Here is a 25,056-nt window from a genome sequence, read left to right as displayed (position 1 = left end):
AATATTTAAAACGCTTACACAATTTTGAGGAGGAGACAGACATGGATCACAAAAAAGTTGCTGAAACAGTCATTGAAGCTGTTGGTCGCGACAACTTAGTAGCCGCTGCTCACTGTGCTACGCGTCTACGTTTAGTCTTAAAAGACGATAGTAAAGTAAATATGAAGATGCTTGATAGCGATCCAGATATCAAGGGAACTTTCAAAACTAATGGTCAATTTCAAATTATTATAGGACCTGGGGATGTTAACAACGTCTACGATGAATTAATTAAAATGACAGGTCTATCAGAACTTTCAACTGACGACTTAAAGAAAGTTGCTCAAAAGGATCAAAAGTTTAATCCAGTAATGGCCTTTATTAAACTTTTGTCTGACATCTTTGTTCCTATTATTCCAGCTTTAGTAGCTGGTGGTTTGTTAATGGCTTTGAACAACTTCTTAACTTCTCCAGGTTTATTCGGAGCAAAATCAGTTGTTCAAATGGCGCCTAACGTTAAGGGACTATCTGAGATCATTCAGGTAATGTCGGCTGCTCCATTTATTTTCATGCCTATCTTAGTTGGTATGTCTGCAGCTAAACGTTTTGGAGCTAACCAATTCTTAGGTGCAACTATTGGTATGATTATGACCACGCCTGCTTTAGGTGGGGCTGGTAAATATTGGGACATCTTTGGTTTACATGTTTCTCAAACTAACTACCAATACCAAGTTATCCCAGTTTTAGTAGCTGTTTGGCTTTTAGCTTTCTTAGAAAAGAGATTCCACAAGTGGTTACCATCAGCAGTTGACTTCACATTCACACCACTTCTTTCAATCATGATTACTGGTTTCTTAACTTTCACAATTATTGGACCAGTCTTTAAAGGTGTGTCAGATGCAATTACTGCTGCAATTGTTTGGTTATATAACACAACTGGTGCCTTTGGTATGGGTATCTTTGGTTTATCTTACTCAGCAATTGTTACTACCGGTCTTCACCAAAGTTTTCCAGCAGTTGAAACTCAACTTTTAGCTGAATATGCACGTGGCCGTGGTTCTGGTGACTTTATCTTTGTTACCGCATGTATGGCCAATGTTGCTCAAGGTGCTGCTACTTTTGCGGTTTACTTCTTGACTAAGAATGAAAAAGTTAAGGGCTTAGCAAGTTCATCTGGTGTTTCTGCATTACTTGGTATTACTGAACCAGCATTGTTTGGTGTTAACTTGAAGTACAAGTTCCCATTCTTCTGTGCTTTAATTGGTGCAGGTGTAGGTGCCGCTTTTGCTGGCTTAATGCATGTTACTGCTGCTGCTCTTGGTTCAGCTGGTTTCCTTGGCTTCTTATCAATGGTGCCAAAGAGCATTCCAATGTGGGCACTTTCAGTAGCAATTAGTTTCATTGTTGCTTTTGCTTTAACTTTTGTATATGGTAAGCGTCACTTGAAAGAAGATGTAGTTGAAGAATCAGGTACTGTTGAATCAGCAGGTGACCAAGTTGCACAACAAGAAAAGGCTGATCAAATTATCAAAGAAGATAAAGAATTACATGATGAAGTAATCGCTGCTCCTGTTTCAGGTAAGGCAGAAAGCTTAAAGGATGTTAAAGATCCAGTCTTCTCAACTGAAGCAATGGGTAAGGGTGCTGCAATGGTGCCAAGTGAAGGAACTATCTATTCTCCAGTCACTGGTGAAATCACCGTTGCTTACGAAACTAAGCATGCTTACGGAATTAAGTCTGATGAAGGTGCAGAAGTCTTGATTCACATTGGTATTGACACTGTCAACATGAAGGGTGAAGGCTTTACTAGTGATGTAAAACAAGGCCAACATGTTGAAAAAGGTGAAAAGTTAGGAACTGTTGATTTAGATGCTGTGAAGAAAGCAGGATACGACACAACTGTTATGACTGTTATTACTAACACAGCTAGTTATGCAAATGTTCAACGTATTGATGGCGTAGACAAGAAACATGGCGACGATTTAATCGCAGTTACTAAGAGATAATTATTGATGATTAAATCAAAATAAGCTCATTTCCGTGTGGGGATGAGCTTATTTTTTGTTCTAAATTTAGAACTGAAATTATATAATTACATATCATTAACTTAGAAAAGAGATGGAAATAATGCAGATTGGGAAAGAATTGAAAAAAATACGATTAGAATTAGGACTAAGCCAAACAGAGATGGTAGGGGACATTTTAACAAAATCATACTATTCAAAAATTGAACGAGGATTACATGAAATTAACGCAAAAGATCTAATTGAAATACTTGAACGAAATAAAATTAATATTTCCGATTTCTTTAAAGGTATAGAAAGTAAGGAGAAAAGCCAAAAGTATTTAGAGCAGTTAAGAAATGCATATTATGAACAAAATCTTTCAAAAATTGTAGAAATAAGAAAAATTTGTGCTGAAGATTATCAATATAGAAATGCTTATGCTCATGCTCTTCTTTTAGAGAACTTTTTTAAAAAGAATAAATTATCATGCAAAGAAGAAGCAATGATTAAGAAACTAATACTTAATATAGATGAGTGGGGAGAAGATAACTTGCGCTTGTTTGCTATGGCTATATCTCTGTTTAATGAATCAGAGATTAAGTATGAACTAAATATGATTTTAAGAAAGTATAAGGAAATAGATAAAGCCAGCAGGAAAATTCAAGAAATACTTGGAGGAATAATGGTTAATTATTTAAACATAATGTTCTTAAAACATGATAGAAATTTTGAGATGATAAGCAAATTGAGAAATTTCTTGTATAAGTTACCGGTTGAGCCAAGAACTATATTTTTTAAAGTGATGGCAGATTATTATGGCTATCTTTTTAATGAAGAAAAATTAGAAGCAAAAAAGATTTTAGACTTTTTTGAAAGACATGGGATGGAGTCGATTACAGCCTATATAGCATTTTAATTGTGTCATGATAGACACTTCACTGATGGAATTTTAACAGTTTTGTATTATATACATGTATTCAAAGCCTAGAAATTAATAATATTTTATCTATTAGTGGAACGAATAAAAATGAATGTTAATAAACTCATATTAGAAATAAGCTATTTATTTTGTTGTATAGGTCCGATTGTTATACTTATTATTAAAAATATAAATGATCTAATGGCTGTAACATTTGGAATAGTATCAATTATTTTTTTTATGTATATGTTTTGGTATATTTTTATATTTCACAAGAATAAGTTTTGATTAGTAAATTTCTAATAATTATTCTTTTCTCAATCTTACATGCATTTTCCCATAATATATACTCATGAATATAAATCAAAATAAGCTCATTTCCGTGTGGGGATGAGCTTATTTTTGTATATGAGATAAAATATAAATATGAAATATTAGAAAGGGTGAGAGTTAGTGAATGATCTTCAAGTAATTCAAGCAGATATCACCAAATTAAAAGTTGATGCAATCGTCAATGCAGCTAATCGAACGCTTTTAGGTGGCGGTGGAGTAGACGGTGCGATTCACCGTGCGGCTGGTCCAGAATTACTGGCAGAATGTAGAACACTTCATGGTTGTGAAACTGGAGAAGCCAAAATTACTAAGGGTTATAACTTACCTGCTAAATATGTTATCCACACAGTTGGTCCTGTGTATAATCCTAATTTTGCTCAAAAAGATGCTGAATTATTAGCAGCTTGCTATCGAAATAGTTTGAACTTAGCTAAGCAATATAATCTTCATTCAATCGCTTTTTCTTGTATTTCAACCGGTGTTTATGGTTATCCAAAAGTAGAGGCTGCAAAAATTGCGGTCGAAACTACCAAGAATTGGCTTAAACAACAAAATTTTAATATTAAGATCTATTTTTGTGTATTTGATTCAGAAAATAAAGCCATATATAATAAACTAACGTCTTAACTAAAGTGAGGAGTTTTAGATGAGCTTAAAATATGCAAGACGAAGTCAGGTGATCTGTTTTACCATCTTAGCTGCGATCAAAGCTTGTAACATTTTATTTGTAGCTTATATGATTAAAATTATGCTAAATGTGGCATCATCACATTCAAAAGATGTAATGCATTTAGTGCGTTTAGCAGCTTTGACTGCCTTAGGACAGCTCTGCTTTATGCTGAGTAATTTTATCTATGAGCGGGTAAAAATGGGCATAATTCGTGATGTTAACATGGTTTTTAAACGGGCTAATTTGCAATATTTAGTTGATCAAGGTGATCCTGATATTAAAAATGGTTTGTCGCTTATGACTAACGACTTAAAGCAAATTGAAACTAATCGAATTACAGCGCAACTTGATATGATTTATCAAGGCTTAACTTTCATTGGCTCATTAGCTTTTGCCTTGTATAATTCATGGCAAATGACGATTATTTTTGTGGTAGCAATGGCAGCTCCAGCAGTTGTGCAAATTTTTACTAGTAAAATTATTACTAAAAAGTCAAAAATTTGGGCCAAAACCAATGCAAGCTATACGCAAAATGTTTCTGATTCTTTAAATGGTGCCCAGTCAGCTAAGCTATATAATGTTAGAAATAACATTGTAGTGAGAGCAACGCATTCAGCTCAAAATATGGAAAATGCCTTGCGTAATATGAACTTAACGCAAGCTTGGGCACTAGAATTAATTTATTCTGCTGCAGAATTATTCTGCTTTATTATTCCATGTACAATTGGTGGCATCATGATGATGCAGGGAAGCCTAAGCGTGGGTACGCTATTTATGATGGTTGACTTAGCAATGAACTTCATTACGCCTGTTGTAACTTTATTTAATGAATTTAATCAAGTTAAATCTACTGTGCCAATGTGGAAGAAGACGCAAAAGGCTCTTAACTATGAAGCAATTGAAAACTCAGAAAAACCAGAGAAGTTTGAAGGACTAGATGTTGAACATCTTGCCTATCAAACTAAATCTGATAAGCATACGATTTTTACTGATGTTAATTTACAAGTAAAGCCTGGTGAAAAAATCTTACTTATGGCTCCAAGTGGTTGGGGAAAGACTACTTTATTACGATTAATGTTAGGGTTAAAGCGCCCAGTAGAAGGTAAAATTTTAATCAATGGAGAAAATGTAACTGGGGATTGGGCTAAGGCTCATAATTACTTTTCTTACGTTAACCAGAAACCATTCATGTTCGATGATACCTTACGCTTTAATATTACTTTAGGTAGAAAAGTTAGTGATGAGAAGCTAAAGAAGGTTATTCATTTAGCAGGATTAGATGAATTAGTAAAAAAAGAAGGTCTAGATCATAAAGTTGGCGAAGCCGGAAACGGCTTGTCTGGTGGTCAAATTCAACGAATTGAAATTGCGCGGGCACTCTTATCAGGCCGGCCAATTTTACTAGCAGATGAAGCAACAAGTGCACTAGATCCTAATTTATCTTTTGCAATCCATAAAACGTTATTAAAAAATCCTCATGTAGCAGTAATTGAAGTTGCTCATAAGATTTCACCTGAAGAAAAGGCAATGTTTAATAAGATAGTTCGGTTGAATTTATGTGAGGGTAAAAAAGATTAGTAAATAAAATAAGAGCTAGAGAATCATGTTTTTCTCTAGCTCTTATTTTATTATTGCAATTTATCAAAAAAGTTAGTAAAGATCTTTTCTTGCTTTGGATCATCTAATAATTTATCAGGCCGCCATTGAATTCCTAGCATTGTTTGGTCAGTTGATTCAATGGCTTCAATAATGCCATCAGGCGCAGTTGCTACAATATTAAAGTTATTAGCAATTGTCTTAATTGCTTGATGGTGATTACTGTTCACGTAAGGATGTGTACCAACAGCCTTAGCAAGTTCGCTTTCTTCAGTTACATTGACATGATGACTTTCTAAAGATAAATCATTCTTTTGGATATGCTGAATACCTGCTCCAGAATTTTGAACATAAATATCTTGGAAAAGCGTTCCGTTAAAGGCTACGTTTAACATTTGCATCCCGCGCCCAATTCCTAGAATTGGGAGGTTTGAATCATGGGTATTTTTAATCAAATTTAATTCAAACTGATCTCGGTGTGGATCCGTTTCTCTGAGTTCGGGAAGTGGCTCTTCATTATAAAAAATTGGTGTAATATCAGGACCATCGCTAAGAATTAAAGCATCAAAATTAACGTTAGGTAATGGCATTGTTTTTAAACTCACTGGAGCAAAAACAAGCGGAAGATAGCCTAGCTTTACAACAGTATCAATAATGCTACGATCAACGACTAATTGATTGTTTTTGATGCTTGCAGTAATACCAATAGTTTTCATTACAATTACTCCTTTAACAAGTTAGGCATTTTGATGGTGAGCGGAAAGTTGCATGATTAAATAATTAATCAATAGCGTAATTCCAGTTGCTGCAAATACCCATTCATAAGTAAACATACCAGAAATTGTTGAACCGAGTAAAGACCCTAAGACAGCCCCGACGGCTTGGAAAGATTGATTATAAGAGAATACTCTACCAAATGCTTCTGGTGGAACATTTAAAGTTAGAACTGTTTGAGCAGCAGGAAGTAATCCAGCACTAACAATACCTAAAAGAAATCGCCAGAAAGCTAGTGACCAGGCATTAGGAATGAAAGTCATCGGGATAAACAAGATTGTTGCAATCAGTAATCCCCAACGCAGAACTTTCTCAGCTCCAATATGATCCATTAAATGACCAATATGAGAAGCCGAAAGCATTGTACCAAGCCCTGGTGTAGCTGCAACAATACCGGCAATCAAGGCAATATTGTTACTGTGGGGCATTAAAGATTTTACGTACAAAGAAACGATGGGATCAATTGACATAGTTGATGACTGAACAATCATCGTGGTTACAAACATAATGATGATTAACTTAACATTAGGTAAACCATGCATTATTTCTCCCATTGGCTTCATCTTTTCACGAGAAACTGGAGTAAAGTCCTCTTTTACTAATAACCACGTTCCTAAAAATGTTAAAAACATTAGTCCGCCAGTAATAAAGAAAGGAATCCTGTAACCTAAGGCACTAGACAAAGCTCCACCAATTAGTGGGCCAACTAAATTACCAGCCGTTCCCGCAGTCATCATTTGGCTCATTACCCAACCACTACGGTGATGCGGCGTTTCACTTGCCATTAAAGCAGTGGCATTGTTGATATAGCCAGAAAATAGTCCCTGTAAGAATCGCATACAAATAATAAAGAAAGCACTTTGAGCAAGACCAGTAATAAATATGGTTAAGCTCATAACGCCAGCAGCACGCATGCACATTAATTTTCTACCTTTGCGGTCAGCTAAGTTTCCCCAATAAGGTGAAATAATGGCTTGGGCAATAAAAGTCATGGCAAAAGCTAGACCAGAATATAAATTCAATTGTAGTTTATTATAGTGACCCAGTTCAGCCATAAATAAGGAAATAAAGGGCATCGTCATTGAGTACCCTAAACCAGTAATAAAACAGCCTAGCCAAAGTGTATAGAATGTTTTATGCCATCCATTTGGCAAATTATAAGCGTGTGATTTGCTCACATAGTCATCCCAATCCTGAACTTACTTCTTACTTTTCAATAGTAATATTATAGCATAGTGCCTTAAAGACAAATGTCACGATCTGCTTAAGTTGGTTAATTTTCTTAAAAAGTTAATGCGGAACATGGTGTAACATGCTAATATTGATTAGCACAATAAGGTAAAGGTTGAGAGTAATGAGCAAAATACAAGATTCTAAAGATAAAAAAAATCAAAATGTCTTAACAAGAGAAGAATATCGTCAACGTTTAGCAAGTCACGGTAAGGTAAATGTTTGGGATTTATTCTTAAATCGTCCGTATGTTTCAGTAACCTTAATCGTCTTGGCAATTATCTTTATTATGACTAAGTGGTGGCTTGGTCTTGCAATTTTAATCGTTGTGGCAATTGCAGGTGTATTTATTATTGTCAAAAGTAAAAATCCTGACCGTACTCTTAGTTTAGAGTTTAAATTAGGTGGAAATAAGACGCTTCATTTACTCAAGGCACTGCAGCTGGGAGCATCGATGATTATGTTTTTATCTACTTATATGCGGCAAGTTGTAACTATTAATTTTCAAACTACCGGCTCGCAAGATATGCTAAAAATGTTGCAAGGCGCAGCTGCTAGTACCAATAATGTTTATGCTGCTCAAGGAGCAAATGCAGTTGGGTTACTTGATAACTTATTGGGTGGCAGTTTATGGGGAACATATCGTTATGCTGCAAATAGTGGTCAATTTATGAATGACTCTGCAGGTAGATGGATTATGATTTGGACCTTTCTTTTAATGGTCGCACCTGCAATTTGTGTTTTAGCTCAATTCTTTAGAGAACCCTATTCACGTCGTGCCATGCTGGTTGGATCTGGTATTTCAACAGTTTTGTTCATTTTGACTCCAACTTTAATTCATCAATGGGCTAATCAATTTGCGATTAATCACCAAATTAATACGGCTCAAATTGGACAAATGTTTAGTGTTGGTTATATGGCCTACTTTGGAATGGGATGTAGTATTTTGGTATTTGTAATTGCAATTATCCGTAGTATTAAACGAGATAATTTTTAATGAATGAAAATAAAATTGCTACTATAATTTAGGTAGCAATTTTTTATTTGGAGAAAAAAGATGAGTTTTGAGAAGAAAAAAGTAGCAGTGAATGATCAAACCTTTTTGACATTAGTTAATAAAGGATTAAGTGAAGAGGATGTAATAAAACAGGCGCAAGAAATAAAAAAACTCCAGCCCGAAATGATGGAATGGAGAATTGATTATTTTAAGGATGTAGTCTTAATGAACAGACTGCTGGAAGTAGCCGATAAGATTAAGACGATTATGGATAAAACGCCGATTTTAATTACTTTCCGCAGTAAAAAATTCGGCGGAAAAACTGAACTGGATAGTGAAGATGCATATCTAAATTTAGTAAAAATTGCTATTGATTTTAAACTAGGAAATGCAATTGATATCGAGCATGATCATGTTTCTGATCGAATAGCAGGTTTGATTCAAGATGCTAAGGCTAAGGAGCTAGGAGTTGTACTTTCTTAAGCAAACAAAAAACTCTTTCGGAAAAGTGACCGAAAGAGTAAAGTTAAGGAAAGCTACAAAATGTTATATGAAAGCGCTTTAATCGCCTTCATAGATTATTATAGTAGAGTAGAGACTGAAGTGCAAATGTTTTTTAGGGAGAGGAGCAAAAACTTGAATAATGATCCACTTATATTTGAATTTGCAATAGCTAAAGATAAGCCGTCCAGTTTTAATGCTGAAAGAGATAATACTTGCCCTTTTTGCGATGTTGATAACTTAACCGATATCTATCAAATAAATGGACCAATGATTTGGCTAGCTAACCGATTCCCAACATTGAAAGATACAAAACAGACAGTACTGATTGAATCTGATGACCATGATGGGGATGTAAGCAACTATTCAAAAGAATATAACCGAGAATTGATGAAATTTGCCTTGAAGTGTTTCAATAAAATGCGGCAAAGTGGCAAATTTGAGTCAGTCCTTTGGTATAAAAATTTTGGTCCCAAGTCTAATGGATCCTTATCGCATCCACATATGCAAATTGTAGGATTAGATAAAGAAGACGGCTATAAGTATATTCATGCCAATAATTTTACTGGAATTAAGGTCTTTGAAACAAATAATATGGATGTTAATTTTGCAACTCACCCTATACAAGGATTTCAGGAAATAAATATCAATTTATTAAAAAACAGTGGCTTAAACTTTTGGGCAGATTGGATTCAAAACGGCGTGCAATATATTTTAGAAGAAATGTATGGCGGTCGATGCGATTCTTATAATCTATTCTTCTATCCCAATGAAGACGGAATCTGTTGCAAGATCATTCCACGATTTTATGCCCCACCATATTTTGTAGGTTATAAATTATCTGAATGTAATGATAATCAGACATTAAGAAGAGAAGCCAATAGGCTATTAAACTTTGTGCAAAAGTCTTGAAATAATATTTCAGTACCTTAAAATGTTGTATTAGAAAAAGAGGTACACTATGGATTTATCAACAAAAGTTTTAAATAATTATCCTAACTTTAAAGGGGCATCTAAGAGGATTGCTGATTATTTACTGGCCCATCCTAAAACATTTTTACAAGAAGATGCCCAAGGACTAGGAAGGATGACTAAAACCAGCGCTGCTTCAATGATTAGGTTTTGTCAGCAACTTGGTTTTAAAGGGCTTAAGGATTTTCAAATTCAATTAGCTCAAGATACGCCGCAGGACAACGAAGAAACTATTGATCCAATTGTGGATCATCATGATAATCCACATATTGTATTACAGAAACTTTTATCAAGTATTGAGAAAAATACAGAGCAGACAGCTCATTTAATTGATGGGCTTGCCTTGAATCAAGCGATCAATTTTTTAAAGAATGCTGATCGAATTTATTTAGCTGGAGTAGGGGCTTCAAGTTTACCAGCCCAAGATCTTTATTATAAATTTATTCGTAGTGATAAGAATGTGGTCTTTAATCAGGATATTCATATTGCCTTAGAGCGAATTTGCTATTCGCATTCTACGGATGCTTTAGTAATCTTTTCTTATAGTGGATTAACGCAGGAAATATTGTTAATGGCGGATCAAGCTCGTAAAAATCATACTCCAATTATTGTCGTTACACGTTCACGTCAGTCTCCTTTAGTCGAGCTCGCAGATGTTGTATTAGGTGTATCAACTGATGAAAAGCTACTCAGAGTAGGGGCTATTAATTCACTTTTTTCTGAGATGTTTGTTTCAAGTGTTTTATTTTTAGCAACAATTAACCAGGAACTACCAAGATTAGAAGAAAGATTTAGAGAAACGGAATTAATAACTAACCAATTAAAACAATTAAATGAATAATATGGTATTCCATTATTATATTAAATAATTATTGTAAATAGTTAATAAAGAGCTGCTTTAAGCAGCTTTTTTCTTTGAATATTTGCAGCTATCTTGCGGCATGATAATAAAAAGTTTTAAAATGATTTTATAAATAAAACTACTGACATAATATATAAGATAACGTAAGTTAAGTTTTGTCTAATTCTATAGGGAAGGCGATAGCTTTATGTTAAAGGATGGAATTACTGAAATTATCCAACAGTATGATATCGATGCAAGTGTAATTGTTAAATATGGCGACCAAGTAATGTATCAACATCAAGCTGAGAAGGTTTTCCCAGCAGGAAGTTTGATTGACCTCGCGATTGCTGCATATATTGAGGACCAGTGGAAAAACAATCCTGAAATTGTGAATGAAGAAATGGAAGTCACTGATCTATCACGGGTACGAGGTGCCGGAATTATTGGGGATCTGCGTCGCACTAATTGGAGTGTTCGAGATTTAGTTTACTTAACTAGTGCGATAACAGATAATGTGGCTACTAATTTATTAATTGAAAAATTTGATATTTATGAAATTGATGAGTGGCTAAAGAAAAACTATCCTGGTTTAAGATTAGGAAGAGAATTAATGCGTTATTCAGCTAGTGGGCAAGATAATGAATGTACAGCCACTAGTGTTGATAAACTAATTACTCATTTGATGACCACTCAAAATCCATTCTGTGCATTGATTCGTAACGCCTTAAGCAATCATACTATTCCAACTGATTTAACTTTTTATGGTGATAATATTCTTACCTACAATAAATTGGGTCGAGATAGGCGGGCGCGTCATGAAGTTTGTGCGTTTATGACTAAGAAAGCACCAGTATTTTGTACTGTATTAAGTAGTTATAAGGGAAGAGATATAGAAGATCGTTTATTCTTCCAAGAATTAAGTAAGTTGATCTTTTCACATGTAAAAACTGCTAAGATTGAAAAATAGGAATACGGGGAGAATTAGGATTCCTATTTTTATGCTCTAAAGAATACAATAGCAACAAGAACATAACGATGGAGGATAGATTTTTGAAGAATATTTTTCAAGAAATAAATAAGTATACTAATAATTTCAGAAAATATTGGCTTCAATATATAGCTTTATTTATTGGAATTGATCTTTTTACGCAGGTGCTTATTATTCCGCTTTTTAGGTATCTTACTACAGCTATTTTAAAAGCTAGCGCAATTCCGTTTATTTCATATCAAAATATTATTACGATTATCAGTACACACACTTTGATGTTTCTCTGTTTAATTCTTGAATTGATTGTTTTACTTCTAGTAATTTATGGTGAATTTTCACTGATATTATTAGGAATTAGAGAAATTTCTCAGGGAAGATTTTCATTGAGGGTCTTATTTAAAGAACTATGGCAATCATATCGATCAGTTCGAATTAGTTCAGTTTTGCTACTAGCAGTGTATTTCTTGTTAATTGTTCCGTTTGCTGATCTAGTTTATCGAACACCATTACTAGCTAAGGTTCAAATTCCAGAATTTATTTTAGATTTTATGATACGGAATATTTGGCTTGCTAGTGGATTAATAATCTTTTACTTGTTGGCTTTCATTTTGGGTATTCGTCTTATTTTGACGCTTCCAATTATGATCTATCAAAGAAAAAAGACTTTTCTTGCTATGAAGGAAAGTTGGAAATTAACGAGTCATAAGTATTGGTGGAAGATCCTGAGTCGCCTGTTAGTATTAGGGCTTAGTGTAAGTATAATTTTATTGATTTTTAATCTGTTAATTTATCTTTGCCAATTAGGCTTAGATCATTTGCCGAGAAATATCAGTTTTAACTTTGCTGTATTTAATCTTTTACTGGTTCAATTAGTCAGTGAGTTAGTTGCAATTTGGATTAGCGTTGTTTCGCTTTTAATTGTGGTGGCGCCATTAAAAAGTTTTAAGCTTCAAAGTAAAGTTAAAAAAACAATAAAACTAAAAATGCTAGCTTTATGTTTAATGCTAGTTTTTGCACTTGCTGCTGGTGCAAACAATGTTTTATATTTAAAAGAAATCGATATGCAGCGTCCGCTTACCGTTTCACACCGCGGAGTAAGTAATAAAAATGGCGTACAAAATACTATTCCAGCTTTGAAAAAGACGGCCAAGCTTCATCCAGATTATGTAGAAATTGACTTACATGAAACAAAAGATAAGCAATTCGTAGTTATGCATGACGAAAATTTAAAACAATTAGCTGGAATTAATAAAACGCCAAAAGATCTAACTTTAAAGCAACTAACTAGAATTACGCTTCATGAAGATGGACATCAGGCCAAAATTGCTAGTTTTGATCAGTATTTAAAAGCCGCTGCTAAAATAAAACAAAAATTGTTGATTGAAGTTAAGACAACGCCAAATGATTCGCCTAAGATGCTTCAGAATTTTAATAAGAAATATGGAAAATTAATTATTAAACGAAAATATCAAGTTCAATCGTTAGACTATAGAGTGATTGAAGGTTTGCATCAGATTAATCCTAAGTTATTTGTTTTATATATTCAGCCATATAATTTCACCTATCCTCAAAGCGTGGCCAATGGATACTCTATGGAATACTCAACTTTAAATAATGACTTTATTTGGCAAGCGCAATTGCAGAATAAGCCTGTTTATGCTTGGACGGTTAATACCCCAAATATGATGATGAAGATGATGTATGACAATGTGAATGGAATTATTACCGATCAACTTGCTGAATTAAATGAAACTATTAAAGATTTTGAAGATAATCGGAGTTATGCGAATAAGCTGTTAAACTTTATTTTGATATTGCCTGACGAAAGCGCTTCATGATAGTATGGGTATATACCAGTTGTTGCTACGCCAATATTTTGATTTACTTCCAATTTATGGAAGCATTCAATAAACGTCAATTGGTTGAAAAAAGTAAGAGGCTAGAGAAATGGTTACTAGAATTATAAGTGCAAATGCCAGTGAAATTTTAAAGATGAATGGTGCAGAATTAAAACAAAGCATCAAAGCTAGTGAAGGTAGAACTGTACTAAGTGAAAATGTAGTTATTGAGCCGGCAATTGATGGCTTGACGACTTCAGAAATTGCGGCTGGTTTTGGGGCTGATTTAATCTTATTGAATTTATTCGATACCTTGAACCCTAAAGTAAGTGGATTAACAGTGGACAAGCCAGAAGATACAGTTAAGAAACTTCAAAAACTAACAGGTCGACCAATTGGAGTAAATCTAGAGCCTGTCGATAATAGTGCAAAGATGGAATCGACAAAATTACAAATTTCGTTAGGTAGGACTGCAACAGCTGACTCAATAAAAGCTGCCGAAAAGCTTGGATTTAACTTTGTTTGCTTTACTGGAAATCCTGGTACAGGCGTAACTAATAAAATGATTGCTAAAGCTGTAAAAACAGCTAAGGAAAACTTTTCAGGATTGATTATTGCCGGAAAAATGCATGGAGCTGGAGTAGATGAACCAGTTGCTAATGAAGAATCAGTTAAAGCTTTTCTAGATGCAGGAGCAGACGTGATTTTAGTTCCAGCTGTTGGCACAGTTCCAGGTTTTACTAGCGAAGAATTAATCAAAATAGTAAAAATGGTTCATGAACATGGAGGATTAGTGATGAGTACAATCGGAACTAGTCAGGAAAGTTCTGGTGCTCAAACTGTTCATGATATTGCCTTACAAAATAAAATCTGCGGCGTTGACGTGCAACATATTGGTGATGCAGCCTGGGGAGTAGTTCCGCCTACTGAGACTATTTTTGAATTAAGTAAGACGATTAGAGGGATGAACCATACGATTTCTCGAATGGCACGTTCAATTAATAGATAAAGAAAATAAAGAAGATATCTTGGCAAAATTGGCTCGTGATATCTTCTTTATTTTTTAATATTCAGTTTTACCTAAATCATCTTCTGGACGGTGGAGCTGGAGACGTAAGCCATAGACAGAAAATTTTTCACTATCAGCTTTACGATTCAGTTTTAAATGCAAATGGTCACCATCTTGATCAAATTCTACTTCGTTTCGAGTATCAATCCAAGCTGCTTCTTCAACATGAGGAACGTGCTTTAATTCAATGCTATCTTCAAGTGGAATATGAATAAAAATATAGCGTTGATATTTGGCAATAGCATTGTAGAAGACGTGCACATTATCTTCATCTGCTTTAATTTCGTGGTCAGCACGGCTTTCATAATATGCATGACCGAAGCGATCAATCCACTTACGCAAAGTTTCAATTGCTGGCTCTGATTCGTTATTAATTGATCCATCTTGGTTTAATTTAACTTCAAAATAGATATTCATGTCATCTAGACGAGCAGCAATTAATTTAGCTAATACGTCAGGAGAGATTAATTTTTCTGCTGGACGTTTTTGACAAAACTTTATTGCATATTTTTGACAAGCATCTTGTAAAGCAGCCACTTGTGAGTCGTCGCCATCTTTAATACTTACTCCTCTAAAACCGAAGTCGCGTGCATGGCGTACCAGAGCATCGGCATTAATTGTACCTTTAGGAGCAACTTGATATTGCAAAACAAGCCCAATATTTAAATCTTCTTTTTCACACATTTTATTATTCGCTTTCTATGTCGTATTCAAGATTGATTATAAGTGGAAAAGAAATTTTAAGCAAAGCAAAATAGTTTCACGTATAATTAAGATGACTATAGAAGGGATAAAAAATGGTTATTTTCAATATTATTTTATATATTATAATTGGTTTTATCGTATATTTTGGCTATCAAACAGTACTTCATTATCATAAGCATGAAAATGTTAATTTTTTGCGTGGCTTAATTATTAGTACGTTAGTGTTGGCAGTTTTAGTTTCTTTACAAATTTATTGGGCATTGCCAAATATTATTGGGTTGTTTTTATGGCTGTTCATTATGTTCTTGTTTATTAGCGTGGCAGCTAGTGCTAGGTACATTGCAGCTAATCCGCAAGATAAGAAAAAGAGAAAAGTGGAATTAATTATTTCTGCTATTTTAGCAGTTATTAGTTTAATTATTTTATTTATCGTGGTTGCTAATGTCAGATAATATGAGAATAATTATCGCTCCTGCTAAGAAAATGAAAGTTGATCAAGACACTTTTTTAGTTAGATCTAAGCCTGCTTTTTTAAACAAGACGCAAGAATTGTTAGATTTTTTGAAGACTAGAGATTTCGAGCAGTTACAAAATTTGTGGAGAGCAAATAATAATATTGTCCGAGCAAATCAAAGGAATCTTTTGACCAGTAAGCTTGATAAAAATCTGACTCCAGCGATTTTGGCATTTTCAGGGATTCAATATCAATATTTGGCTGGAGATGTTTTACCGCAAGAAGGATTAGATTATCTTCAAGATCATTTACGTATTTTATCGGGATTCTACGGTATTTTGAGACCATTTGATGGTGTAATTTCCTATCGCTTAGAATTAAAAACGCAAATGACAGGATTTAAAGACTATAGTTTGTATCATTTTTGGGGAGACTTATCTTATCAAGAACTATTTAATAATGCAGAAACTGTTATTAATTTAGCATCTTTAGAGTATTCACGTTTGATTTCTCCGTATTTAAAAGATGGTCAAAAAATGATCACAATTAAGTTTTTAGAGAATAAAAATGGAAAATGGCGTCAAAGTGCTACTCATGCGAAGATGGCGCGTGGAGAAATGGTGCGTTTTATGGCTAAAGAACAAATTAATGATCCAGAAGATTTGAAAAAATTTTCTGATTTTGGTTATCTATTTTCTGCAGCAGATTCTTCCAGAGAAACCTACGTCTTTAAAAAACGTTTGTAATTAATATGGATAAATGCTAAATCTTCTTATATTTAATTTTGGGGAGAATAAAAATGAAAAGATCTGAGTTAAAATCAAATGCGAAAGAACAATTACGTGGTAATTGGTTCTGGGCAGTTGGTTTATGTTTGGTTGGCGCAATTATGGCTAGTTTGACTAGTTCCTTTAGCGTTGGAATTCTAGGCGGAATGGTTTTATATGGTGTTACCTATACGTTTTTAACCTTAGCAGATGGTAAAAAGATTGAAAATATTTTTAGCGCTATGTTTTCTGGATTTACTAGTCGTAAGTTTTTGCCAACGTTATTAACATCTTTGCTCGTTAATATTTTTATTTCTTTGTGGACAATTCTTTTAATTATCCCAGGAATTGTTAAAGGATATTCTTATTCAATGGCACCATACATTGTTAAGGATCTGGCTGAAGCCGGCGAAGATATTGCACCAACTGAAGCAATTAGTGAAAGCCGCAAATTAATGGATGGTCATAAGGGTGAGTTATTCTTATTAGATTTAAGTTTTATTGGTTGGGCAATTTTAGCCACTATTCCGTTAGGCTTAGGTTGGCTCTGGCTTACTCCTTATTATCAAGCAACTAAAGCAAATTACTACCGCCAATTAGCTGGTGACCAGTTCAAAAAGACTATTGAAGCATAAAAAAGAGAAATCGGTGTCGATTTCTCTTTTTGCTTATAATTAAAAAGTATTACTATTTTGTAAAAATTCTGCAGTTAGATCAGCTGCAGTTTTTTGATAGGTATCAGTAAAGCTATGGTCTGCACCTTCAACTAAGTGAAGAGTACTATTTTCATAGACTTGATCGTATTTTTTTGAGGCATCGGGGGAGACCACTGTGTCATTTGTACCGTGTATTAAGCAGACTGGTCTGGTAAAGTGAGCTGATACTTCGTAAATAGGTAATTGTTGCGCAACGCGTAAGTAAAAACCGCCTAATGTTAGATCTTTAAATGGTAAGCGATCTGGAATATGGTCCGGATTATACTTTACGCCTTGCGTACTCCCTTTGAGAGCATCAGTTTTTAAAGTAGCAGCTGGAGCTAAAAGGACTACTTTTTTAATAATATCTGGATAGAGTCCGGCAAGCATTGAAGCAACAACACCACCTTGAGAATGCCCTACCAAATAAATATTACGTACATGTGGATCAGTTTTAACGTAATTTAAAATTGCATTAGCATCTTCAATTTCATTTAGAACAGTCATGTTTTCAAATTCTCCATCAGAATCACCATGACCGTTAAAATCAAAACGCACACTAGCAATATTTTCGTCACGTAGTTCATCAGCAATTTCTTTTAGAAGGAGTGTATTGCGGTTAGCAGTGAAACCGTGAAAAATAATTGCCATGTCATAGATTTCTCCAAAAGGTTCTTCACGAGTTCCAACTAAGTTCAAGCCATCGCGCTCAATTGTAATTGTTGCCATATAAATGCCTACTTTCTTTTTCTTTAACTTCATTATAGTCTGACATGTGAGCTAATTTAGTAGCTTAATGAATTTTTAGTATAATATTTTCTTGAATAGTAAATAAAGGATTGTGATGATATGGATTTGTTATTAGTGAGACATGGAGTTAGTGAGCACAATACTTCAGATGTAATCTCCGGCGGTACTAGTAACCCTAATTTAAGCCAAGCTGGCGTGAAACAAGTAGAAGAAGTAAGTAAAATAATTGATAATAATAAAATTGACCAAGTATATGCTAGTCCCTTAATTCGTGCTAAAAGAACGGCGCAGATTTTAACTGATTTTCAAAAAGATATTATTACTGATGGTCGGCTTAAAGAAATGGATTTTGGTTCATGGGAAGGTCAACATGCGGAAGAATTGAAGGTAAAATATCCAGATGCATTTGATGATTTAGGAACCATCAATAGCAAATATACAAAATATGCTAAAAATGGCGAAACTTTTAAGCAGGTAGCTGATCGAGTTGAAGAATTTTTAGCTGAAATTCAACCATATTCTAATGACAAAACGATTATGGTTGTCTGTCATGGTTTTGTAATTAGGAGTTTAATAGCTAGATGGTTTAAACTAAAAATTGAAGATGTAATGACAGTCAGAAATGTCAGTTTTACTGAACTTCATTTTGAAAAAGATGATATTGAGCGACCACGGTTAATGACATTTAATCGGACAGAGCCTTTATATTACGGAACTAAGAGGTAATAAGATTTTATGAGAGTAGTAATTTTACGTCATGGAACTACTGAATTGAACAAGCAAGGGATGATTCAAGGATCAAGCGTTGATCCCGATCTAAGCAAAGAAGGGCGTGCTTATGCAGAAAAAGCAGCTAAAAATTTTGATCCTAGTCAATTTGATGCAGTTTATGCTAGTCCTTTAAAAAGAGCGCAAGAAACTGCCAGAATTTTTGTAGGTAATAAAACTCCAATCAAAACCGATAAGCGAATTGAAGAATTAAATTATGGTTCTTGGGATGGAAAATCTTCGTTTGAATATCGGAAGAAGTATCCAGATGCTTTTAATAAAAAAGGTCTAATTACCGATAATATTTATAAGTATGCTTCAGACGTTGAAAAACGAGAAGATTTCAGACGAAGAATTGCTTCATTCTTTGATGATTTGTACCAAAAGCATGAAAATGACACAGTTTTAGTAGTCTGCCATGGTGTGGTAAGTAGAATGATTTGTGCTCACTTTTTAACTAATGGTGATATTAAGTGCTTTGATCAAATGCAAAATTGTGGACTAGCAGAATTGGATATTAACCAAGAATTTGGTACTTTAGTTTACTATAATCGAGTTTTAGCATAATTAAGATCTCATGCAGAAAGAGGGCATGAGATTTTTTATTCATAAATATTGACACAGTGTCACTTTAAGAATAAACTTAAGTGTATTAAAAATGACACGGTGTCACAAGAGGAAATGATATGGTTAGTGAAACATTTATAAATCTATCGGATGAAAAAAAGCAAAAAATTGCACAGGCACTCTTGAAAGAATTTAGTACTTATCCTTTAGCTAAGGCTCAAGTAGCGCGGATTGTAAAGGATGCAGGTATTGCTAGGGGAGCATTTTATAAATATTTTGGAGATTTAAAAGATGCATATGGTTATCTCTATAGTTTAGCAATGAAAGAGGTCCATATGGGACCACCAACAAGGCTAAAAGAATTTGACCCAGAATTTTTTTATAAGATGACTGTTAATTTTATTGATCAGACAGAAAATAGTATTTATTTTGATTTAATTAAATTGCACCTTAGTCAAAATCAAGCCTTTATAGGAGAAGATGAGAAGCAAAAAGATGCTTTTCTAAATTTGAACTCTCAAGTTTGGGCTGCGATGGTTTTAACTCATGAAGCAATCGATTTAGCCTTGTTTGATAAAAAGAATAAAGCAAAAATCCTTAAACGTTATCATGAAAGTTTATGTTTATTGCAAAGAAAGTAGGCAAAAATGTTTTTAGCTTTAAAAGAAATAAAATACGAAAAATTGCGTTATGGCTTAATTACTTTGATGATTTTTTTAATTTCATATTTAATTTTTATGCTTTCATCGCTAGCAGTTGGTTTAGCTTCGCAAAATACGCAGGCAGTTAACAGTTGGCAAACAAAATCAGTTGTATTGAATGACAATGCTAATGTAAGTTTGAGTCAGTCACTTCTTACTAAGGCAGATTTGAAAGACTTTAAAAAGACCAGTAATGATAGCTTCGTTGGCTTAGTACCTATTGTGGTTAAGGAGAAGAAACATCAGACGATTTCTGCTCAATTTGTCGGTTTAAAGAAAGACGAATACATATATAAAGATTTAGAACTTGTTTCTGGTCGAAAAGCTAGACATAACAATGAAATAGCTGTTGATCAAATTATGTGGGATCGCGGTTATCGTCTGGGTGATAAAGTTACCTTAAATGGAAGTGATCAAAAGTATAAAATTGTTGGTTTCTTAAAAAATGCCAAAATTAATATCGCTCCAATTGCTTATGGTACGATGGCAACTTGGAGAAAATTACGTCCAATGGCCCCAAATGTTGAAGCTTCTGGGATTATTTCTAAAAAGAACCTAGATTTCAAAGCTAAGAATGTTAAATCTTATGACAAGCAAACTTTTATTAATAAGTTGCCCGGCTATACTGCTCAAAATTCAACTTTTGAATTAATGATTGGTTTCTTGTTCGTAATTTCATTAATTATTATTGCGGTATTTTTATATATTTTAACGATGCAAAAGATGCCAAATTATGCGGTTTTAAGAGCACAAGGAATTCCAAGCAAGACTTTAATTGGCGCAACGTTAAGTCAATCGCTTATTTTGGTGATTTTAGGTACGGTTTTAGCATATATTCTGATGCTCATTACAGTTAGCGTGATGCCGGCTACTGTGCCAATTAATTTTGCACCATGGATTATGATTTCGACTTTTGCTGGGATGATTTTAATGGGAATAATCGGTGGTTTGATTCCAATTAAATCAATTCTTAAAGTTGACCCTTCAAAGGCTGTTTAAGGAAGGAAAAGTTCTATATGTCAGTAATTGAATTAAAAAATATCAGTAAATCATACGGCCAAGGAAATGCTAAGGTCGACGCTCTTAAAGATGTGAACTTTGAAGCTAAAGAGGGAGAAGTTGTTCTAATTGAAGGTCCTTCCGGAGCTGGTAAGAGTACTTTTTTAACGATTGCGGGAGCCCTTCAGAAACCTACTTCTGGTGAAGTTTTTATTGGTGGAAAAGATGTAACGAATTATTCGCCTAAACAAGCTGATGCCTTAAGATTAGATAAAATAGGCTTTGTACTTCAAGCTTATAATTTGGTGCCATATTTGACTGTTAAAGAGCAATTTATTTTAGTAGATAAAGTTAAAAAAAGTGGCAATATGGGTAAAGACAGATTGGATAATTTATTAAATGAATTAGGAATTATGCAATTAATAAATAAATATCCTAAAGAATTATCTGGTGGTCAGCAGCAGAGAGTTGCAATCGCAAGAGCTCTATATGCAGATCCAGCAATTATTTTAGCTGATGAGCCTACAGCTTCATTAGATAGTGAAAAAGTTGAAGAAGTAGGAAAATTATTTAAAAGCCTAGCTAAACAAAAAGAAAAGGCAATTATTTTAGTTACCCATGATTTAAGGCTTAATAAGTATTCTGATAAAATCTATGAAATGTTAGATGGACGTTTAAGTTTAAAAAAAGGGTAAAGAAATACGCAGGTATCAATTTGAACCTGCGTATTTTGCTATCTCTTTTATTATAAATTAGGGTCAATCTTAAATCGTAGAGGTGAGTCAGCAGTTTGTGCAGTAATAAGTTTAGCAATTAATTTTTGATAATTTTTAACCGCCACATCAGCTAGCTTTTTGTTTGCTTCGTTTACTAGATCAAGTTGTTTAACGTCATCTTTTTCTTGAGCTAATTTCTTATCATATTCAACACGTAATTTGTTTAAGGATAAATTAGTTGCTTTTTGTGTATTAACTAAATCAGTCGCATATTTACTCCAATTTCGATCAACTAAGACGCTAGCCATTTTAAATACCCAGTAGGCAGAATTAGTTGTAAATTCTTCTTTGCCATATTTAAACATCGTAGGTACTTTAGTTCCTTGAGGATAGAAAGGAATATAAACGCTTTGAGCAGCTATTCCCATTGCTAGCCAGTGCACCATATCATTATCTCTAAGTTGTAATAAATGTGATTCTTGAGTAGTAGCTACAGCGATTGGGCGATAAGCAGGCTGCCCCTCATTTTTTGAATTAGTTAAATCATATTTTGTACCATTGAAGTGGTCGCTTAAGATACGTTGTGCTTCTTGAATTGACACAGGATGATCGGGTTTTCTAATAAATGGCAAGTCAAAACTTTCGGGATTTTGCTCTACAGATGGAGTTAGAAGTTTTTGCCCACTCCAAACACGAGGCGTATTGTAAGTTAAGTCTGAATCATCATGTGTACCAAAAATAAGTCTAAAATTAAATGGTTTGTTTTTTGGCCAAAGATTGTTTTGATAAACAAAATCTTGGATTCCAGGAGAAGCAATAAAATTCTTTTTATCATTAAAATCAATTACTTGAATTGCTAATTGATTAGCAACAACTGCGTAAGAATCATCTGGGATACGTTGGGCAACATAGTGATGCCCAGAGCCAATCTCCATGTACCAAGCTTCATTTTTATCTGCGAATAAAATCCCGTCTGCTTCGGCAGCTCCATGTTTTTGGATGATTTTACCTAAGCGTTCTACTCCTTCTCAAGCAGACCTAATGAAAGGTAGAACAACCGTTATCATTGCTTCTTCTAGGATGCCTTTTTCTTCATCGAAGGGATCAACAGCCATGACACGGTCATTAGCATAAGCACTTTCTGTAGCACTCATTGCAACGTGATATTCATTGATTCCGTCCTCTTCGAATACACCATATTTATCTGTCCATTCAGGAGTAGAGGAATAAGAAAAACATTCATTAGGTAGTGTTATTTGAAATTTATTATCTTTTGATTTAAAAATGTTATTTTTCTTTATTTGATGTTGGTTAAACGCAAGATGCTTTGGCCAGGCGGTTTTTGCATCTTCATTACGGCCAATAATTACACTGCCATCAACAGTGGCTTTTTTGCCAATTAAAATCGATGTACAAGAAGAACGTCCAACAGGAGATGTCATAGGTTTCACACTTTCTATTGATATAATATAATCTATATTGTATAACGTATAAAACTTAAAAATAAGTGAGGACATTAAAATGGCAGAATTACCAGAAGATAAAAAAATTATTCTTACAACTGATTACAAAGATAATACCATTAATATGGAATTTTCTGACAATTTAGTTGATAATCGTGAAAAAGGATATATTCTTTCAGCCGCATTTTTTGCATTTGCTGCAAATGAAGGCCTAGATAAACAACAAGTTATTGAAATGGTCAATTCCCATTATGATCAATTTACTGGGGATGATGATTCGAGTTTATTTAAAAGATTATAGAAATTGAGATAAAATTCTCCACATTTTCATTTTTTTGTTATAATATAGTCACGGAGAAAATAACAGATGTTAGACAATTTCTGTTATTTTTAGATGATCTCTATGTGTTGATGTTGATAATATAATTAAGTGAGGTAATTAAAGTGGCTAGAAAAAAGGAAATAGACAAGCAAAGAATTCTCGATGCTGCTTATAAATTAGCAGTTCGTGGTGGAATTGAAAGTTTAACTGCAAGAAATATTGCAAAGGCAGTTAACTGCTCAACCCAACCAATTTATCTTGAATTTGAAAATATGCAGGATTTACGTAATCAAGTTCTAGCAAGAATTTCTGATGAATTGAAGTCTAACACTCTTCAACAGAACTTTACAGGTGAACCATTGATTGATTTAGATCTTTCATACTTGTACTTTGCAAAAGAACATGTTGATTTATTTAGAGCAATGTTTGTAGATGGTAAGTTTGGCAATCAAATGATTGTTGATACTTTGATGGGACTTGGAATCGAAAAATTCAAGCAACAATTTGATGCAGAACAATATTCTGATGAAAGACTCAAGCATATTGTCATTGCCAACTGGATTGCTGCTACTGGATTAGCAACTTTACTCATTAACAAGATGGCAAACTTTACGCAAGCGCAAATGGTTAGCGTTTTGAAGGCGCAAATCCATGATGCGATGCTAAATGACCGTCTTACTAATGTGGAAGAAAATCCATTATTTGCTGCAGACACCGATGCTTCTCTTGAAGAACGTCTAGGCTAATTTTATGAATTAATTAAACACCGCTTTCAAGTGAAAGTGGTGTTTTTTTGTTAAAATTAAAATATAGCTTTCAAAATTATAAAGTTAAAACGTATAATTTAAGGGAAAGATAGTTAAGAGAAAGGTGACGTAGAAATGAAGCTCTTTGCAATTGTGGGTAGCAATGCAGATCATTCTTATAATCGTGATTTGCTAAAATTTATTAAAAAGCATTTTACTGGTAGATATGACATTGAATTAGGAGAGGTTAGAGATCTTCCAATGTTTAAAGAGGGAGTCGAAGAACCTGCTGAAGTGGCTAGTTTTGCTAAGAAAGTAACTGAAGCTGATGCAGTCTTAATCTCTACGCCAGAGCAACAACACTCAGTTCCTTCATCTTTAAAGAGTGCTTTAGAATGGCTTTCATCAGCTGAGCATCCGTTTAAGGATAAACCAGTGGTTATTGTAGGGACCTCAGTTTTGCCACAAGGTTCTGCTCGTGGACAAAGTCATTTAAAGATGGTACTTTCTTCTCCAGGTTTTAGCGCTAAAGTGTTTAATGGAGATGAATTTATGATGGGAACTGCTCCAGAACAATTTGATGAAAATGGTGATTTACCAGATGGAACTGTTAAGTTTTTAGACCATTTCTTTGATGAATTCGACGTTTTCTATTCTGAAGTAGGTAACTGCAAGTAGGGAGGTAGA

Annotated in this window: 26 protein-coding genes and 1 pseudogene; 22 read left to right on the top strand and 5 right to left on the bottom strand. The window is 34.0% G+C overall.

Annotation, left to right across the window (positions count from 1 at the left end):
- Positions 1 to 41: 41 nt before the first annotated feature.
- The 4 genes from AB5359_RS08220 to AB5359_RS08205 all read left to right on the top strand — a co-directional run bounded on the left by AB5359_RS08220 (position 42) and on the right by AB5359_RS08205 (position 5,485).
- On the top strand, positions 42 to 1,985 hold the full coding sequence (locus AB5359_RS08220) for a sucrose-specific PTS transporter subunit IIBC (RefSeq protein ID WP_048685980.1): 1,944 nt from the start codon (positions 42 to 44) through the stop codon (positions 1,983 to 1,985).
- Between the two features lie 121 nt (positions 1,986 to 2,106).
- Positions 2,107 to 2,901 carry a helix-turn-helix domain-containing protein gene (locus tag AB5359_RS08215; RefSeq protein ID WP_048685978.1) on the top strand — a complete coding sequence of 265 codons (795 nt, stop codon included), beginning with the start codon at positions 2,107 to 2,109 and terminating at the stop codon, positions 2,899 to 2,901.
- Between the two features lie 456 nt (positions 2,902 to 3,357).
- Entirely contained in the window at positions 3,358 to 3,864 is a 507-nt protein-coding gene (locus tag AB5359_RS08210) for an O-acetyl-ADP-ribose deacetylase (RefSeq protein WP_003649908.1), read from the top strand.
- Positions 3,865 to 3,883: 19 nt separating this feature from the next.
- Positions 3,884 to 5,485: an ABC transporter ATP-binding protein gene (locus AB5359_RS08205; RefSeq protein ID WP_048685976.1), complete on the top strand. Its 1,602-nt coding sequence runs from the start codon at positions 3,884 to 3,886 to the stop codon at positions 5,483 to 5,485.
- Positions 5,486 to 5,535: 50 nt separating this feature from the next.
- On the opposite strand, the gene AB5359_RS08200 is transcribed toward AB5359_RS08205, so the two are convergent.
- Together AB5359_RS08200 and AB5359_RS08195 are read right to left on the bottom strand one after the other, a co-directional pair.
- The gene (locus AB5359_RS08200) at positions 5,536 to 6,219 is read right to left on the bottom strand and encodes a gamma-glutamyl-gamma-aminobutyrate hydrolase family protein (RefSeq protein ID WP_003649910.1); all 684 of its coding nucleotides are present in this window, start codon (positions 6,217 to 6,219) and stop codon (positions 5,536 to 5,538) included.
- A gap of 21 nt (positions 6,220 to 6,240) precedes the next feature.
- On the bottom strand, positions 6,241 to 7,455 hold the full coding sequence (locus tag AB5359_RS08195) for an MFS transporter (protein WP_048685974.1): 1,215 nt from the start codon (positions 7,453 to 7,455) through the stop codon (positions 6,241 to 6,243).
- A gap of 176 nt (positions 7,456 to 7,631) precedes the next feature.
- Between AB5359_RS08195 and AB5359_RS08190 the strand changes: the two genes are divergently transcribed.
- The 7 genes from AB5359_RS08190 (at position 7,632) to AB5359_RS08160 (ending at position 14,656) form a co-directional block, all read left to right on the top strand.
- Positions 7,632 to 8,504, top strand: coding sequence for a hypothetical protein (locus AB5359_RS08190; protein WP_003649912.1), 873 nt, complete (start codon positions 7,632 to 7,634; stop codon positions 8,502 to 8,504).
- A 60-nt stretch (positions 8,505 to 8,564) separates the two neighbouring features.
- Entirely contained in the window at positions 8,565 to 8,987 is a 423-nt protein-coding gene (locus AB5359_RS08185; protein ID WP_003649913.1) for a type I 3-dehydroquinate dehydratase, read from the top strand.
- Positions 8,988 to 9,140: 153 nt separating this feature from the next.
- Positions 9,141 to 9,917 carry a DUF4931 domain-containing protein gene (locus AB5359_RS08180; RefSeq protein WP_048685972.1) on the top strand — a complete coding sequence of 259 codons (777 nt, stop codon included), beginning with the start codon at positions 9,141 to 9,143 and terminating at the stop codon, positions 9,915 to 9,917.
- Positions 9,918 to 9,966: 49 nt separating this feature from the next.
- A complete protein-coding gene (locus AB5359_RS08175) occupies positions 9,967 to 10,818 on the top strand; it encodes a MurR/RpiR family transcriptional regulator (protein WP_368280110.1) in 852 nt (283 codons plus the stop codon).
- 208 nt (positions 10,819 to 11,026) lie between these two features.
- Complete coding sequence (locus AB5359_RS08170; RefSeq protein WP_020807103.1) at positions 11,027 to 11,788, top strand: serine hydrolase; 762 nt, start codon at positions 11,027 to 11,029, stop codon at positions 11,786 to 11,788.
- Positions 11,789 to 11,856: 68 nt separating this feature from the next.
- A complete protein-coding gene (locus AB5359_RS08165) occupies positions 11,857 to 13,647 on the top strand; it encodes a glycerophosphoryl diester phosphodiesterase membrane domain-containing protein (protein ID WP_077410542.1) in 1,791 nt (596 codons plus the stop codon).
- Positions 13,648 to 13,756: 109 nt separating this feature from the next.
- Complete coding sequence (locus tag AB5359_RS08160) at positions 13,757 to 14,656, top strand: PEP phosphonomutase (protein ID WP_048685968.1); 900 nt, start codon at positions 13,757 to 13,759, stop codon at positions 14,654 to 14,656.
- 54 nt (positions 14,657 to 14,710) lie between these two features.
- Here AB5359_RS08160 and AB5359_RS08155 read toward each other — a convergent pair whose 3' ends face one another.
- The gene (locus tag AB5359_RS08155) at positions 14,711 to 15,400 is read right to left on the bottom strand and encodes a hypothetical protein (RefSeq protein ID WP_020807101.1); all 690 of its coding nucleotides are present in this window, start codon (positions 15,398 to 15,400) and stop codon (positions 14,711 to 14,713) included.
- A 113-nt stretch (positions 15,401 to 15,513) separates the two neighbouring features.
- Between AB5359_RS08155 and AB5359_RS08150 the strand changes: the two genes are divergently transcribed.
- The 3 genes from AB5359_RS08150 to AB5359_RS08140 are packed head-to-tail and all read left to right on the top strand — an operon-like array spanning position 15,514 to position 17,277.
- Positions 15,514 to 15,873: a hypothetical protein gene (locus AB5359_RS08150; protein WP_048685967.1), complete on the top strand. Its 360-nt coding sequence runs from the start codon at positions 15,514 to 15,516 to the stop codon at positions 15,871 to 15,873.
- Positions 15,863 to 16,621: a peroxide stress protein YaaA gene (gene yaaA / locus AB5359_RS08145; RefSeq protein ID WP_077410538.1), complete on the top strand. Its 759-nt coding sequence runs from the start codon at positions 15,863 to 15,865 to the stop codon at positions 16,619 to 16,621. The genes AB5359_RS08150 and yaaA overlap by 11 nt, the downstream gene beginning before the upstream one ends.
- Positions 16,622 to 16,674: 53 nt before the next feature.
- The gene (locus AB5359_RS08140; protein WP_020807099.1) at positions 16,675 to 17,277 is read left to right on the top strand and encodes a DUF975 family protein; all 603 of its coding nucleotides are present in this window, start codon (positions 16,675 to 16,677) and stop codon (positions 17,275 to 17,277) included.
- A gap of 39 nt (positions 17,278 to 17,316) precedes the next feature.
- Here the strand turns inward: AB5359_RS08140 and AB5359_RS08135 are convergent, their stop codons facing one another.
- Complete coding sequence (locus AB5359_RS08135) at positions 17,317 to 18,066, bottom strand: alpha/beta hydrolase (RefSeq protein ID WP_048685966.1); 750 nt, start codon at positions 18,064 to 18,066, stop codon at positions 17,317 to 17,319.
- A gap of 120 nt (positions 18,067 to 18,186) precedes the next feature.
- On the opposite strand from AB5359_RS08135, the gene AB5359_RS08130 reads away from it, so the two are divergent.
- The 5 genes from AB5359_RS08130 to AB5359_RS08110 all read left to right on the top strand — a co-directional run bounded on the left by AB5359_RS08130 (position 18,187) and on the right by AB5359_RS08110 (position 21,817).
- The gene (locus tag AB5359_RS08130; protein WP_048685963.1) at positions 18,187 to 18,813 is read left to right on the top strand and encodes a histidine phosphatase family protein; all 627 of its coding nucleotides are present in this window, start codon (positions 18,187 to 18,189) and stop codon (positions 18,811 to 18,813) included.
- Between the two features lie 9 nt (positions 18,814 to 18,822).
- Complete coding sequence (locus tag AB5359_RS08125; RefSeq protein WP_003652155.1) at positions 18,823 to 19,422, top strand: histidine phosphatase family protein; 600 nt, start codon at positions 18,823 to 18,825, stop codon at positions 19,420 to 19,422.
- Positions 19,423 to 19,541: 119 nt separating this feature from the next.
- Positions 19,542 to 20,063 carry a TetR/AcrR family transcriptional regulator gene (locus AB5359_RS08120; protein ID WP_020807095.1) on the top strand — a complete coding sequence of 174 codons (522 nt, stop codon included), beginning with the start codon at positions 19,542 to 19,544 and terminating at the stop codon, positions 20,061 to 20,063.
- A gap of 6 nt (positions 20,064 to 20,069) precedes the next feature.
- A complete protein-coding gene (locus AB5359_RS08115; RefSeq protein WP_048685960.1) occupies positions 20,070 to 21,122 on the top strand; it encodes an ABC transporter permease in 1,053 nt (350 codons plus the stop codon).
- 17 nt (positions 21,123 to 21,139) lie between these two features.
- A complete protein-coding gene (locus tag AB5359_RS08110; RefSeq protein ID WP_048685957.1) occupies positions 21,140 to 21,817 on the top strand; it encodes an ABC transporter ATP-binding protein in 678 nt (225 codons plus the stop codon).
- 50 nt (positions 21,818 to 21,867) lie between these two features.
- On the opposite strand, the pseudogene AB5359_RS08105 reads toward AB5359_RS08110, so the two are convergent.
- Positions 21,868 to 23,280 (bottom strand): annotated as a pseudogene (locus tag AB5359_RS08105) (C69 family dipeptidase).
- A 79-nt stretch (positions 23,281 to 23,359) separates the two neighbouring features.
- Here AB5359_RS08105 and AB5359_RS08100 point away from each other — a divergent pair.
- The 3 genes from AB5359_RS08100 to AB5359_RS08090 all read left to right on the top strand — a co-directional run bounded on the left by AB5359_RS08100 (position 23,360) and on the right by AB5359_RS08090 (position 25,047).
- Entirely contained in the window at positions 23,360 to 23,602 is a 243-nt protein-coding gene (locus AB5359_RS08100) for a hypothetical protein (RefSeq protein ID WP_011678984.1), read from the top strand.
- Between the two features lie 143 nt (positions 23,603 to 23,745).
- Positions 23,746 to 24,369 carry a TetR/AcrR family transcriptional regulator gene (locus tag AB5359_RS08095; RefSeq protein ID WP_003649934.1) on the top strand — a complete coding sequence of 208 codons (624 nt, stop codon included), beginning with the start codon at positions 23,746 to 23,748 and terminating at the stop codon, positions 24,367 to 24,369.
- A gap of 135 nt (positions 24,370 to 24,504) precedes the next feature.
- Positions 24,505 to 25,047 carry an NADPH-dependent FMN reductase gene (locus tag AB5359_RS08090; protein ID WP_003652143.1) on the top strand — a complete coding sequence of 181 codons (543 nt, stop codon included), beginning with the start codon at positions 24,505 to 24,507 and terminating at the stop codon, positions 25,045 to 25,047.
- Positions 25,048 to 25,056: the final 9 nt, after the last annotated feature.

This window comes from Lactobacillus sp. RTP31084st1_F9_RTP31084_210423 (genome assembly GCF_040919545.1).
Classification (GTDB): domain Bacteria; phylum Bacillota; class Bacilli; order Lactobacillales; family Lactobacillaceae; genus Lactobacillus; species Lactobacillus paragasseri.
Note: the sequence above shows the minus strand (reverse complement) of the source record. Positions and strands in the feature narration are given on the sequence as shown.